The sequence below is a fragment of the Cobetia sp. Dlab-2-AX genome, from assembly GCF_024124625.1.
Lineage (GTDB): Bacteria > Pseudomonadota > Gammaproteobacteria > Pseudomonadales > Halomonadaceae > Cobetia.
The window spans coordinates 645,366-659,334 of sequence record NZ_JAMXRV010000001.1 but is presented as its reverse complement, the minus strand read 5'-3'; the positions used below and the strand labels follow the sequence as shown (position 1 = coordinate 659,334).

At 63.6% G+C, this 13,969-nt stretch carries 11 protein-coding genes; 10 read left to right on the top strand and 1 reads right to left on the bottom strand.

From position 1 onward, the window contains the following. Positions 1 to 149 precede the first annotated feature (149 nt). The 10 genes from NH396_RS02830 (at position 150) to NH396_RS02785 (ending at position 12,794) form a co-directional block, all read left to right on the top strand. Positions 150 to 482, top strand: a complete 333-nt coding sequence (locus NH396_RS02830) for a YbaB/EbfC family nucleoid-associated protein (protein ID WP_175088413.1) — start codon at positions 150 to 152, stop codon at positions 480 to 482. Continuing rightward, the gene (recR, locus tag NH396_RS02825; RefSeq protein WP_043333870.1) at positions 482 to 1,108 is read left to right on the top strand and encodes a recombination mediator RecR; all 627 of its coding nucleotides are present in this window, start codon (positions 482 to 484) and stop codon (positions 1,106 to 1,108) included. The genes NH396_RS02830 and recR overlap by 1 nt, the downstream gene beginning before the upstream one ends. Positions 1,109 to 1,327: 219 nt before the next feature. Continuing rightward, on the top strand, positions 1,328 to 2,509 hold the full coding sequence (gene rnd, locus NH396_RS02820; protein ID WP_253061449.1) for a ribonuclease D: 1,182 nt from the start codon (positions 1,328 to 1,330) through the stop codon (positions 2,507 to 2,509). A gap of 131 nt (positions 2,510 to 2,640) precedes the next feature. Further along, the gene (locus NH396_RS02815; RefSeq protein WP_306424362.1) at positions 2,641 to 2,997 is read left to right on the top strand and encodes a YcgL domain-containing protein; all 357 of its coding nucleotides are present in this window, start codon (positions 2,641 to 2,643) and stop codon (positions 2,995 to 2,997) included. A 69-nt stretch (positions 2,998 to 3,066) separates the two neighbouring features. Next, the gene (locus NH396_RS02810; RefSeq protein ID WP_253061447.1) at positions 3,067 to 3,546 is read left to right on the top strand and encodes a YcgN family cysteine cluster protein; all 480 of its coding nucleotides are present in this window, start codon (positions 3,067 to 3,069) and stop codon (positions 3,544 to 3,546) included. A 403-nt stretch (positions 3,547 to 3,949) separates the two neighbouring features. Then, a complete protein-coding gene (locus NH396_RS02805) occupies positions 3,950 to 4,576 on the top strand; it encodes a TetR family transcriptional regulator (protein WP_253061445.1) in 627 nt (208 codons plus the stop codon). An 83-nt stretch (positions 4,577 to 4,659) separates the two neighbouring features. Next, positions 4,660 to 5,928, top strand: a complete 1,269-nt coding sequence (locus tag NH396_RS02800; protein WP_253061443.1) for an efflux RND transporter periplasmic adaptor subunit — start codon at positions 4,660 to 4,662, stop codon at positions 5,926 to 5,928. A 3-nt stretch (positions 5,929 to 5,931) separates the two neighbouring features. Then, positions 5,932 to 9,015 carry an efflux RND transporter permease subunit gene (locus NH396_RS02795; RefSeq protein ID WP_253061441.1) on the top strand — a complete coding sequence of 1,028 codons (3,084 nt, stop codon included), beginning with the start codon at positions 5,932 to 5,934 and terminating at the stop codon, positions 9,013 to 9,015. 241 nt (positions 9,016 to 9,256) lie between these two features. After that, entirely contained in the window at positions 9,257 to 11,884 is a 2,628-nt protein-coding gene (locus tag NH396_RS02790) for a YbeU/YbeR family protein (protein WP_253061439.1), read from the top strand. Between the two features lie 310 nt (positions 11,885 to 12,194). Then, entirely contained in the window at positions 12,195 to 12,794 is a 600-nt protein-coding gene (locus NH396_RS02785) for an NlpC/P60 family protein (protein WP_306424363.1), read from the top strand. 166 nt (positions 12,795 to 12,960) lie between these two features. On the opposite strand, the gene NH396_RS02780 is transcribed toward NH396_RS02785, so the two are convergent. Further along, positions 12,961 to 13,935 carry a LysR family transcriptional regulator gene (locus tag NH396_RS02780; protein WP_253061437.1) on the bottom strand — a complete coding sequence of 325 codons (975 nt, stop codon included), beginning with the start codon at positions 13,933 to 13,935 and terminating at the stop codon, positions 12,961 to 12,963. Positions 13,936 to 13,969: the final 34 nt, after the last annotated feature.

The window sequence follows — 13,969 nt, the reverse complement described above, 5'->3', positions numbered from 1 at the left end:
TGCCGGGTACCACTGATGCTTCCCCGGATTTGCGGTGTGTGTGCCGGCAAGGTACGCATACCAAAGGCCAGAGGTGCCACGACATGGCACGTCTGGCAGACAGTTTTTATCGTTAGGTCATGTTCAACACGTTATTGATGAGGTGAGCCATGTTCGGTGGAAAAGGCGGTATGGGTAACATCATGAAGCAGGCGCAGGAAATGCAGGAGCGCATGCAGAAGGTCCAGGAAGAAGCCGCCAAGGCGGAAGTCCAGGGCGAATCCGGCGCGGGCATGGTCAAGGTCACCATGAATGGTCGTCATGACGTCGCGCGCGTCGAGATCGATCCGAGCCTGATGGAAGAAGACAAGGAGCTGCTGGAAGATCTGCTGGCGGCCGCCGTCAATGACGCGGTGCGCAAGGTCGAAGTCAATTCCAAGAAGCAGATGGAAGAGGCGACTGCTGGCTTGAACCTTCCGGCCGGCTTCAAGATGCCGTTCTGATGGGGTTTTCGCCGCTGGTAGATCAGTTGCTGGATGCCTTGCGCGTGCTGCCGGGCGTTGGCCCGCGAACGGCACAGCGCATGGCGCTGCATCTGCTGGAGCGTGATCGCATGGGTGCCGATCGTCTGGTCGGCGTGCTGGGCGAGGCGCTGGAGCGCGTCGGCTATTGTGCGCGCTGCCGCACGCTGACAGAGGAGGAGGTCTGTCAGCTGTGCCTGAGTCCGCGGCGTGATGAGCGTGTGCTGTGCGTGGTGGAATCGCCCGCCGACCAGCTCGCCATCGAGGGCGCGGGTGGCTATGTGGGGCGCTACTTCGTGCTGCACGGCCATCTGTCGCCGCTGGATGGCATCGGGCCCGAGGATATCGGGCTGGATGCGCTGGAGACCCGCGTCCGCGAAAGCCAGATCGAGGAGCTGGTGCTGGCCACCAACCCGACGGTCGAGGGTGAGGCCACCGCGCACTACATCGCCGAGCAGCTTCGCGATGTGCAACACGGTGGGCAGCCGCTCAAGCTGACGCGTCTGGCCTATGGCGTGCCGATGGGCGGCGAGCTGGAATACGTCGATGGCGGCACGCTCAGTCGTGCCTTCAGCGGCCGTCTGCCGTTCACCCTCGGCGAGATCTGATGCGATGCCGGTGCCGATGCTCGGCACCGGCATCGATATCGAGGCAGCTTCTGCAAAAGGCAGCTTCGGTAGCAAAGCAACTACAGCAGCACGTCTGCGGGCGTGGTGGTCAGGAACCACCACGCCCGCGGTCGTTTACCGCCCGGTGTCTGGCGAGTGCCCGTCACCTTCAATTCCCGCTTGCCCGGGCAAGCCTGTCACCACGAGATTTCCTTGCTGATGAGTGATCAACCCGCCACCGCACTGCTGTCAGAGCTCGATTTCGAGGCCGTCTGGATCGAGACCCCCGAGGCGCTGGCCGCTGCCTGTGCAGAACTGGAAGGCGCCGATTGGCTGGCGTTGGACACCGAATTCATCCGCGAGTCGACCTTCTTCCCCATTCCGGCACTGGTGCAGCTGATGGCTGCCCATGACGGCGAGCTGCCCGGTGCGGACGGCAAGACGCCGCGCATCTTCCTGATCGACCCCACCGTGGTGCCGGCCAGCGAGGCGCTCAAGCGTCTGCTGGGGGCAGAGGGTCCGCTCAAGCTGCTGCACGCCTGTGGCGAGGACATGGAAGTCTTCCTGCGCTGGGCGGGCGTGGCGCCGACGCCGCTGATCGATACCCAGATCGCCGAAGGCCTGACCGGCGGCGAAGCCTCGATGGGCTATCAGCGTCTGGTCGAGCGTGTGGTGGGCGTCACCGTGCCCAAGGAAGAGACGCGTTCCAACTGGCTCAAACGCCCCTTGAGTCAGGCGCAGTGCGACTACGCCGCGCTGGACGTGCTGTTCCTGCCGCAGGTGTGGTCCGAGCAGCGCGATGCGTTGCTCGAGCTGGATCGCATGGCCTGGCTTGAAGAGGACTGCCGGGACCCGGGCAGCAGCGGTGGTGCCACGCCGGACCCGGAGTACTGGAAGCGTCATCGCAGCCTGTGGAAGCTCTCGCCGCGTGGCCTGGCCGCCTGGCAGGTGCTGTGCGACTGGCGCGAGGAGCAGATTCGTCTGCGCGACGTGCCGCGTTCACGCCTGCTGGCCGATGCGCAGCTGTTCGGTATCTGCGAGCGACTGCCGACCAATCGCTTCGAGCTGGCCAAGGTCGATGGCATGCATCCGCCGCAGATCAAGCGCCACGGGGACACCGTGCTGACGCTGCTCAAGGACGTGGCCATGATCGATGACAGTCAGCTGCCGCGCGTGCCGCCGTCGCCGTTGGCGCCGGAGTGGAAGAACTGCATGAAGCGTCTCAAGCGGGAGGTCAATGCGGTGGCCGAGGAGACGCAGCTCAAGCCGGAGATTCTCGGCAAGCGCCGTGACATGGAAGCGCTGGTGATCGCCGATTATGAGGGCGAGCCGCTGCCCTTGCCGCAGGGCTGGCGCGGTGAGCTGCTGGCCGCGCGCCTGGCCAAGGCGCTCGAGAGCTGACGCACGCCGCTTCTGCGGGCCAGACTGCAAAGGGGCATGCGCAAGGTTCGCGCAGCCTGGTCTGCCAGCAACACAGGTCAGACGCACAGGTTAAAAACACAGGCCAGAAACCGATAGTGAGCTCTCGGGTCATGCCCGTGACGCCAGAGCTCGCTGATGCGCGCAAGCGCTGCAAGATGATGGGTAGCCCGATGACAGACGACAAGATGATCTGCGAGATCTACAAGAGCGCCAAGAAGGACGAGATGTACCTCTACGTCGAGAAGGCGCGCGGACTCGAGGATGTGCCGGAATCCCTGCTGGGCATCTTCGGCACGCCGACCCCTTTGATGACACTGCTGATTCGTGCCGACAAGCCGCTGGCGCGCGTTGCCAGCACCACGGTGCTCGAGAAGATTCGCGAGCAGGGCTTCTATCTGCAGATGCCGCCGGCCAAGGAAAATCTCCTCAAGGAGATTGGCGTGACGCCGCCGGAAACGCATTACTGACGCTCTGTCCGGCAGACAAGACCGTACTGATGAAACGACCCTGCTGCCCGGCAGGGCGAGGAGAGCAAGATGAGTGATGTTCCGCAGCCTGACGGCGGAAAGCGTGAGCGTTTCTGGGAGCGCCACGCACTCTCGGAGCTGAATACCGCCGAGTGGGAGGCGTTGTGCGATGGTTGTGGCCAATGCTGCCTGCTCAAGTTCGAGGATGAAGGCAGTGGCGATATCGCGGTACTCGATGTCGCCTGTCGCCTGCTGGATGTGCGCAAGGTCAGTTGCCGCGATTATCCCAATCGCGCCACGCGCGTGCCGGGCTGCATTCCGCTGGATGTCGAGACGGTGGGCAAGCTGCGCTGGCTGCCGGAAACCTGCGGCTATCGTCGCCTGAATGAAGGCCGTGAGCTGCCCGAATGGCACCCGCTGTTGACCGGCGATGCCAGGAGCGTCAAGCGCGCCGGGGTCTCGGTGTCACGCTTTGCCGTCTCCGAGGTGTCTGTGCGCCAGCAGGACCTGGAAGACCACATCATCGCGATCATAGACCCCGAGAGCTGAAGCGCGCCGCGGGCGCGTGTCAGATTGCAGGTGGATGCCTTAGAAAGCGCAGCTCGATGAGCTGCGCTTTCTTGTATCTGGCATTCTGTATCTGGCATTCCGTACCTGAAATTTCGAGTCAGGCATTTCGATTCAGGCATTTCGAGTCAGGCATTTCGAGTCAGGCATTTCGATTCAGGCATTTCGAGTCAGGCATTCACTGGCCTTGTATTTGACGCCTCTGCCCCTCAGTCACGGTTTGATCTGTTGCATAAGCTGATTTGCATGAGCTGGCTTGCATGGCCAAGGCGCGGGCGTGCACTCAGGTACGCAATGTCTGGTTGAAAATAAATGAACGTTCATTTATTTTGTGGAGATTCGCTCGAGATAAGAACAGACAGACTAGACCAGAGGTAGACGGGCCATGCGTCATCGTGATGAACACAAGCAGCAGGCGTTGCTGGAAGCCACGCTGCATGAGGTGGCCGAGCATGGTTTTGCCGTGACCTCCGTGGCGCGCATCGCGCGTGCCGCCGGCATGTCGCCCGGCACGCTCTATCTCTACTACCGTGACAAGGATGACCTGCTGGAGGCGACCTTTCGTGAGGTCAGCCGTCGCATCATCGCGGTCGCCATCGAGGCCTTCCAGGCCGAGCCTGTAGAGGTGCTCGGGGACGAGCCGTCAACGCTGCCGCCGGCCGCCCAGCAGCTGAAATCGGCACTGTGTCGGGTATGGAATGCCTTGGTGGCGTTGGGGCGCCATCAGCCCGCGTTGTTCCGCTTTCACGATCAGTTTCTGCACTCTTCCCATATGCAGGATGCCCTGAAGGTGGCCAATCAGGAGCGCGCCGCGCCCTTGCTGGACGCCTTCGCGCTGGGCCAGCAGACCGGCATTCTCAAGCAGATCGATCTCGCCCTCATCGAGGTGTTCATGTTTCGGTCGATCTACAGCCTGCTGCAGGGCTCCGGTTGCCAGGTGCCAGCCATCAGTGATGACAGCTTCGACCAGGCCTTCGAGATGGCCTGGGACGCGATCGCGCTTCGCCAGTGAGGGCAGCCAACCCCTCAGCGCACGCCGGACAGATGACAGATTTCGCTTGTGACATTCCATTCCAACGATTCAAGGGCCCGCTGATGAAACTTCGACCTGGTGCCAAGCCACACCTGCGTACTCCTTTCGCCTGGCGGGGAGGCCGCGTCCTTCAGCTGTTCGCCGGACTCCTGCTGGTCCTCGGGCTTGCGGCCTGCAGCGAGGCCGAGGCGCCGCTGGAGAAGCAGAAGGTGCATCCGGTCAAGTTGCTGTCGTTGTCGGATGAAGGCGGCGGGGTCATCCAGCGCTATCCCGGTGTGGTCGAGGCCTCGGAGCGCTCCAACCTGTCGTTTCGCATCGGCGGTGAGCTGCGCGAACTCAAGGTCCAGGCCGGCCAGGAGGTCGAGAAGGGCGAGTTGATCGCCCGTCTGGATGATCGCGATGCCAGAAGCGAGCTCAACAATGCCCGTTCCAGCTTCAATCTGGCGCAGGCGACCTACAAGCGCATGAAGTATTCGGTGGAGAAGGGCGCCATCAGTCGGGCACGCTTCGATGAGGCGCAGGCCGAATTCCAGTCTGCGCAGGCCCAGTATTCCCAGGCGCAGGACCAGCTCAGCTACACCTATCTCAAGGCGCCCTATGACGGGGTGATCGCGCGCGTGCCGGTGGACAACTATCAGGTGGTCGCCGCCCAGGAAACCATCGCCGTGCTGCAGCAGCCGGGGCAGATCGATGTGATCTTCAACATGCCGGAGCGCCAGGTGCGCGCCATCGATCGTGAGCGTGCCGAGGCCGGGCGCCTTGAGGATGCCGCCCTGGCCTGGGTGCGCTTCGGCAGTGGCGAGTCGCGCTATCCGGCCCGTTACAAGGAGCACGACACCAGCGCCAGCGAGGGCTCGCTGAGCTATGAAGTCACCTTGACGCTGCCGGAGCCGCAGGACATCACCGTGCTGTCAGGCATGAGCGCCACCGTGGAGCTGGACATGCAGCAGCTGACGGCGGCGACCCAGGGCCATTGGCGCGTGCCGATCGAGGCGGTGGTCACTCAGGAGGAAAGCCCGAACCAGGCCGTGGTGTGGCGCTATGTGCCCAATGGCGGTGACGCCCAGGCGAGCGCATCGATCAACAATGACGCCACCACGGACACCGGCTCAGTCGACGGCAGGAATGAGGGCAAGCGCGAGGGCAAGCAGCAGGAAGCTGGTGCCCAAGGCACCGTCGAGGCCGTGCCGGTCACGGTACTGCAGGCCACCGGCGAAGGGCTGGTGATCACGGGAGAACTGAGTGCCGGTGACCGTCTGGTCACGGCGGGCGCCAGTCGCATGGAAGCCGGGGAGCCTGTGCGTCCCTGGGTCAAGGAAGCGGGGCTCTGATCCATGGTCGATTATTTCCTGAGACACAAGGTCATCAGCTGGATGGTCGTGCTGCTGCTGTCGGTGGGTGGCGTGACCTCCTTCTTCGGCCTCGGCCAGCTGGAATTTCCCGAGTTCACCATCCGCAACGCGGTGGTGATTACCCAGTATCCGGGTGCGACGCCCAAGCAGGTGGAAGAGGAAGTCACGCTGCCGCTGGAGAAGGCGATCCAGCAGATTCCCAATCTCAAGCGCGTCAGCTCGGTCAACAGCTCCGGCCTTTCCCAGATCACGCTGGAGCTCGAGAGCAGCGTGCGCGAGGGCGAGATGCAGCAGTACTGGGACCTGCTGCGCCGCAAGATCAATGACGCCCAGTCGAGCCTGCCGCCCGGCAGTGGCTCCTCGATCGTCAATGACGACTTCGGCGATGTGTTCGGGCTGCTCTACAACCTGAGCGGCAAGGGCTATTCGGCGCATGATCTCGAGGACCAGGCCGACTTCCTGCAGCGCGAACTGACGCTGGTGGAGGGGGTCAAGAAGGTCTCCATCGTCGGCGCGCGCAGCGAGCAGGTCATCGTCGCGCTGGATCGTGATCGCATGCAGGCGCTGAACATCTCGCCGGATCAGCTCGCCAACCTGCTCAATGCCCAGAACGTGGTCGGCGACGCCGGGCGTATCCGTCAGAACGGTCTGTCGCTGGAACTGCAGCCAAGTGGCGAGTTCCAGAGCGTGCAGGACCTGGAGCGTCTGGTGGTCGGGCGCCCCGGCAATGGTGGCCTGATTCGTCTCGGCGATATCGCCTCGGTCAGCCGCGAGTACACCGAATCGCCGTCGCGCCTCTATCACACCGATGGTGAGACGGCGCTGTCGCTGGGCATCTCGTTCGCCTCTGGCGTCAATGTGGTCGAGGTCGGTGCGCTGGTCGACAAGCGTCTTGGCGAGCTTGAGTCGCGCATGCCGCTGGGCATGGAGCTGACCACGGTCTATCACCAGCCCCAGGTAGTGGATGAGGCGGTGTCCGGCTTCTTGATCAACCTGGCCGAGGCCATCGGCATCGTGATTCTGGTGCTGCTGGTGTTCATGGGCGTCAAGAGTGGCGTGCTGATGGGGCTGGTGCTGTTGATCACCATTCTGGGCACCTTCGTCATGATGTCGATCCATGGCATCGAGCTGCAGAAGATCTCGCTGGGGGCCTTGATCATCGCGCTGGGCATGCTGGTGGATAACGCCATCGTGGTCACCGAGGGCATGTTGATCGGTCTCAAGCGTGGCAAGACCAAGCGCCAGGCCGCCTTCGAGGTCGTCAATCAGAACCGCATGCCGCTGCTGGGGGCCACGGTGATCGCGATCACTGCCTTCGCGCCCATCGGTCTGTCGCCGGATGCCACCGGCGAGTTCGTCGGGTCATTGTTCTGGGTGCTGTGCTACTCGTTGCTGTTGAGCTGGATCACCGCCCTGACGCTGACACCGTTCTTCTTCGACATGTTCTTCCGCGAAGCGCGGGAGACGAAGGACAGTGACACGGACGAGAATCAGGAGGAAGACCCCTATCGTGGCGTCATCTTCCGTGGCTTCCGCAGTCTGCTGAGCTGGGCGATTCGCCTGCGCTGGCTGACCCTGGGGGGCGCGGTGGCGTTGCTGGTGGCGGCCGTGATGAGCTTCGGACAGGTCAAGAATGCCTTCTTCCCGGATGCCTCGACCCCGCTGTTCTTCGTCGATATCTGGATGCCGGAAGGCACCGATGTGCTGGCGACGGAAGCGCGTATCGCCGACCTGGAGCAGCAGGTGCTCAAGATGGACAAGGTCAAGCATGTCACCAGCGTCACCGGTGGGGGCGCCCAGCGCTTCACGCTGACCTACTCGCCGGAAGACAGCTATGCCAGCTTCGGGCAGCTGATCGTCGAGACCCGGGACCGGGCCAGCCGCGAAGCGCGCATGGAGGAGGTGATACGCCTGGTGCGCGCCGAGTACCCTGAAGTGGAATACAAGGTGCAGGCGTTGCAGGTCGGGCCATCGGCCAAGGCGAGTCTCGAGGCGCGCCTGTACGGCGAAGACCCCGCAGTACTGCGTCAGCTGGCGGGCAAGGTACGTCGCGTCTTCGAGGAGGAGCCGCTGGCCGACAGCATTCGTCTGTCATGGCGCAATCGCGTCAATCGCATCGAGCCCGAATTCCTGGATGATCAGGCGCGGCGTGTCGGCGTGACGCGTGACTCGCTGCATCAGGCGCTGCTGATCAACAGCGACGGCGAGAGCGTCGGTGTCTATCGCGAAGGCTCCGAGCTGATCCCGATTCTGCTGCGCGGTGAGGAGCGTCAGCGCTTCGATCTCGACACCCTGGCGAGTCTCAACGTCTGGAGCGATGAGCAGGAGACCTACGTGCCGGCGGGCTCGGTGATGGGGCCGCTCAAGACAGAGCTGCGTGACCCTTTGATCAAGCGTCGTGATCGTCAGCGCATGCTGGCGGTCTACGCCGAGCCAATGCCGCTGTCCGGGGAAACGGCCGCCAGCGTGCTGGGACGTATCCGTCCCAAGATCGAGGCCATCGAGCTGCCCGAGGGCTACCACCTGGAGTGGGGCGGCGAGTATGAAACCTCATCCGAAGCTCAGCAGGCGCTGTTCTCCTCGCTGCCGATGGGGCTGCTGGGCATGTTCGTGATCACGGTGCTGCTGTTCTCCAACCTGCGTCAGGCGCTGGCCATCTGGTCCATCGTGCCGCTGACGCTGATCGGTATCGTCAGTGGTCTGATCGTGTTCGGTGCGCCTTTCACCTTCATGGCGCTGCTCGGCACCTTGAGCCTGATCGGCATGGTGCTCAAGAACGCCATCGTGCTGGTGGAGGAGATCAACGTGCAGCTCGATGAGCAGGAGGATCGCTTCCAGGCGGTGGTGCAGGCGGCCGTCAGCCGTGTGCGGCCGGTGTCGATGGCGGCCATCACCACCATGCTGGGCATGATTCCGCTGTTCCCGGATGCCTTCTTCTCGAGCATGGCGGTGGTGATCGTGTTCGGGTTGGGCGTGGCGACCCTGCTGACGCTGGTGGTGCTGCCGGTGGCGTACTGCGCCTTCTTCCGTATCCCGACCAGCAACCAGTCCATGAAGACATCCTGATGTGATGATCCTGATGTGATGAGAATGCGGTAATCTTGGTCTGCGCAGTCGCGGCCACCCACACCCTGACGCCCGATGACAGTGCCTTTGTCATCGGGCGTCAGGGTGTGGTTCGTGCTCGCTATCCTGCGTGAGGGGCATCGCCGCAAGCCCCTTTCCGTTACACTATGCGCCGCCGGTTGCGAGTTGCCCGGTCGCAAGTGTTGCGTCAGTCGAATCCTATCGAGTCGTGAGGTGTGCCTTGGTCGAACCCCTGAGTGCCTGGTGGGGGCAACAGCTGGTGTTGTGCGGTTGGGGTTTCAGTGCCGCGCCGGAAACGATGTGGACACCGGCCCAGGCGTGCGCGCGTCTGAAGGCCCAAGAAGTCCCGGATGCGGGGGAGTTGGGATGGCGTCTGCTGGAGGCTTTCCCCCATGACACCCCGGACCCGCTGCACCAGCTGGAGGCGTTGGAATTGCTGGCGCTGGCACGTACCGCCGGCTGGCTGTCGGAGGCGCGCACGCGTGCCTGGCTGATACGTCTGCTCACGGCGATCGGCGGGCGTTTCACCTCGCTGGATGACTGGCTCAAGGCCCTGGCCCATTCGCGCAGCGATGCGGGCTGGACGCGAGGCGATGATGGCTTCTTCGAGGCCAGTCTCGCGCTGTCCCAGTTGGAGCACGAAGACGCCGGTGTCACCTGGCCGCGTCTGCTGGAGGCGCTGGAGGCACAGCCTCCGGTGACGGTTACGCAGCTCTGGCCTCAGGGTGAGCGCGACCGGGTCTGGATGGCGCGCGCCATCTTCTCGCCGTGGCTCGGCGGTCGGACATTGACCACCGATGACAGCGGCCCGCACGAAGACGGTGTCAGCGGTTTTGACGCCGCGGCGCACTGGCCGGACGTCACGCGCTGGCTGGCCGAGACCTGGGCGATCACCGGGCGTGATGAGCTGATTCGACTGTTGCTGTGGCTAGCCTCCCAGGGGCATCGCTATGGCTGGGACATCGACAGCGCACGCCTGATGACGGCCAGCGACAGCGAGCGTGCCAAGTGGCTGGATGAGCTGGAAGCGGACGCGGCTCAGGAAGAGGCCGAACGCAAGTCGGCAGGGCGCAAGGGCGCCCCCGCGCATGCCTCCTCCAGCATCGACGTCGCCGATGGCGGGCTGGAAAAGCCCCCGTCACCCGCGGCCTACGGCGAGCTGCTGCTGCAGTATCTCGATCGTGGGGAGCCGCTGGAATTCGCCGCCTGGGACTGGCTGCGTCTGGTCGATCTCGCCTTCGCCGGGCTATGTGCCGGCTGGCTGAGTCGTGAGGAGGGCGAGGACTTCGCCGCCCACGGCATCGACCTGCTGGTGCGCCGCTATGCCGACTGGCAGGGCGTGGCCCGCGCCTATCAGCGCGGTCGCAGCCTGTTCGAGGGTGTCGATCTGACCCGCGACACCGAGAGTGACTGGCGTCCGCTGATGGCGTCACCGCTGACGCCGCTGCGTTGCGAGCTGCATGCGCTGCTGCCTGCCGCCCAGCGTGAGCGCTGCCGCACGGCGATTCGCGCGTGGCGCAATGACAGCCGCCACTGGGTGCTGGCCATCGCCAGTGTCCGCGAGCCTGACCTGCTCTATCGTCAGGGGCTTGTCGCCGAGGTCGATACGGCGCGCCGCGAAGAGGCACGTCAATATCTCAATGAGACGCTGGCGCTGGACACCCGCGATGGCGTGCAGGGCATGGCGCGCTTCTGGCTGCCGGCGCAGGCGCATCATCTCAATCAGTTGGCCGCCGATGCCGCGCGTGGTGCCTTGCCCGATGCCCAGACGCCCTTCGGACGTGCCGATGCCGTCGAGCTGGAGCGCCGTCAGCGGCTGGCCGTCTGTCATCGCTATCCTGCCAGTGTGGTGATGGCCGAGAAGTACGCCTTCTATCTTCTGATGGTGCAGGACAGCGGTGATTTCCCCGCCGATGAGCTGGCCCAGTGTGCCGAGCGTCTGCGCAGTGCCCTGTGCCGCTACTATCCGGACGCCACGCGTCTGCTGGAAGCCTGGGCGGTATGGGAATCCGCGGTGCCGGAACTCGAGGACCATCCGCTGGTCAACGAGATCCGCTGGCATCTCGATGACCCCGGCAGCCTGTTCCATTGGCTCGACTGGCGGGCCAGCGACTGGCAGGAGCCGGGGCTGCGCCCGAGTCTGGATCGCTTCACGGCGCTGGCGCTGAGCGGCCCGCTCAATACGCCGTGCTGGGGCGAGCCGATGGTGGAGTACGGGCGGGGCGTCGAGGAACTCAGCGGTTGGCTCGAAGGTCATTACGGCCTCGCCAATGCCGAGGCGCTCAAGGGCTTCCTCGACTTCCTGCGCGATGCCGGTGATCGGGACGAATACCAGATCAATTACGGCCCCTACACCCTCAATCGCGCTCGTCTCGACAATGAGATCGACGTGCTGGAAAGCGCCGAGCGCGGCGATGATGAGCAGGTGCATCTGGACCGTCTGCGACGCGTCAGGGACAACGAGGCGCGCTGCAACGAGCTGGATATGGCAGCGTGGGACATCGCCCAGATGGTGGACCTCGCGATTGCCGGGCGACAGCTGGGCTGGCTGGACGACACGACCTTCACTGCCTATCTGGACAGCGCCTATGCGATGGCGCGTGACCACTACGGCAGCTGGAAGGAATATGCCCGTGGGCTGTTCGCCGGCTATGCCTTCTTCATGGGCGACACCGACCAGCGTGACAACTTCCTGCGCGGCTTCCGCGATGCGCTCATCCAGTGGTTGACGGCGGCGCCACCGCTGGCCGGTGCCTGGTCGAGTCTCGATTTTCCGGGCGCGCGCCCGGGGCATTGGCCGGCGTTGCATCTGGATGTGCTGAGCGGAGACGCTCGCACGTTGCACTGAGCGGGATTCAACCCAGGTCGGGTGAGCGGCAGGGGTACGTTCTCTGATGCTTTGGTCTAAATTCTGCGGTAATGGCATACGGTTTGCGGAGACATGAACTACTATCCTGCGAACGACTTGGGTTTGTCATCTGTCTGTCGTCATCGTGCTGCAAGGTGTGCTGCTGCCTGATCCGGCACACCTTGTCAGATGGTCACCGTGTTATCCCTGATCGATCAACGATCATCGTCATGCATCAATGGTTATCGCCGTCCGCAAGCGCTGCTCACCTTCACCCTTCCAGCGCCGGGCCCACGACGAGGAATGCTGGATGCGCCACGCGTTATTATGCTGTTTTCTGATCCTGCCACTGGGTGTGGCAGGCTGTGCCAGCCACTCAACACCGTCCAATGAAGTGGCCTACTACGATGTGGATCTGCCGGAACTGCCGAAGCTCAAGCGCTATCGCCAGTCCGCGCCCCAGCCGGTCGCCGAGTCGCAGGACTACGCCATGTCTGGGCCGAGCATCCGCGATGTCCTGCTGGAAGAGCATGATCGCTGGGCCGGGACGCCCTATCGTCTGGGGGGAACCAACACCCGCGGCATCGATTGCTCCGCCCTGATGCAGCATGTCTTCAGTGATGGCTTCGGTATCGATCTGCCGCGTACCACTACTGACCAGGTGAAGCGTGGCAAGCGTATCGACAAGTCGCAGCTCAAGCCGGGTGATCTGGTCTTCTTCCGTCCCTCACGTCGTTACAACCATGTGGGGGTCTATGTCGGCAACGGCTACTTCCTGCACGCCTCCACCTCGCGTGGCGTGAAGTTGTCGCGACTCGACAATGTCTATTGGTCCCAGCACTACTGGCAGTCGCGTCGCCCGATGCCCTACGAGGCCATGCAGATGAAGCTGGCCATGCGCAGCCAGTGAGCCGATCACACTTGGCACTGAAACAGACAAGCGCTGACACAGACAAGCCCTTGAATAGACAGGCCCTTGAATAGACAGGCCCTTGAATAAACAAGTGTCTTCTTCGACATCACCCGGCCCTGGCCGGGTGTTGTCGTTTCTGAGCCCCGGCAAATGTCAGCCACTCTCAGGAAGGGGGATCCAGTGCAATGCTGCGGGCCTGATCATCAGCGCTCAAGGCGTCCGAGGTGGGCCTCCCGGCTGCCGAGTGTTCAATGACGAAATCGACCAGCGCCTGCTCGGCACGCGACAGGCCGCGCTCGCGGCGCCAGGCGAGTGACAGCTCAAGCCAGGCGGGCTCATCGAAGGAGACGGCGGTCAGGTTGTTCTCTTCACGGTCGTCCTCGACCACACGCTTGAGGAAGGTGGTGATCCCGAAGCCGCGCGCGACGATCGCCTTGTTGAGGGCGATCAGGTTCGATTCGAAGGCGATGCTCGGCGCGAGACCATGCTGGCTGGCCAGGCGCTCGATGAAGTCGCGATGGAAGTAGCCGCGCTTGAAGACCACCAGCTCCTCGGCGAAGAACTCCTCGACGCTGATCTGCGTGCGGGCGGCCAGCGGATGATCGTTCGCCAGGCAGACCACCATTTCCTCGCTCAGGAAGTGGCGTCGAATCAGGCCGTGGGTGTCGGTGCCGAGCTGATCCTCGACGATGACGCCCAGATCCAGCTCGGCATTGTCGATCATCCGGCGCAGGCTCAGGGTACCGCCCTCGATCACGCTGAGCTTGATGTCGGGGTAGCGTGCCTTGAACGCCATCAACAGGGGCGGGAAGTAGTAGGAGCCGAGCATCGAGGAGACGCCGATGCGCACCTCGCCCTTGACCAGCCCCTCGAGCTCGGCCATCGCCAGTGCCGCGCGCTGTGCCTGTTGCAGCATGGGCCGGGCATGTTCGAGCAGCGTGTCGCCGGCCGGTGTCAGGCGCAGACCGCGTGAGCCTCTGACCAGCAGCTGCGTGCCCAGTCGGCTTTCGAGCCCGGCGATCGACTGGCTGACTGCTGACTGGGCCAGGCTGAGGTTTTGAGCGGCGGACGTGAAGCTCTGATGCTCGACGACACTGACGAAAATCTCGAGTGCACGCAGATCGAAGGGCAATTTCATCGCGGGGTCCTTTTGATCGCGAAGTTCCTTTCAG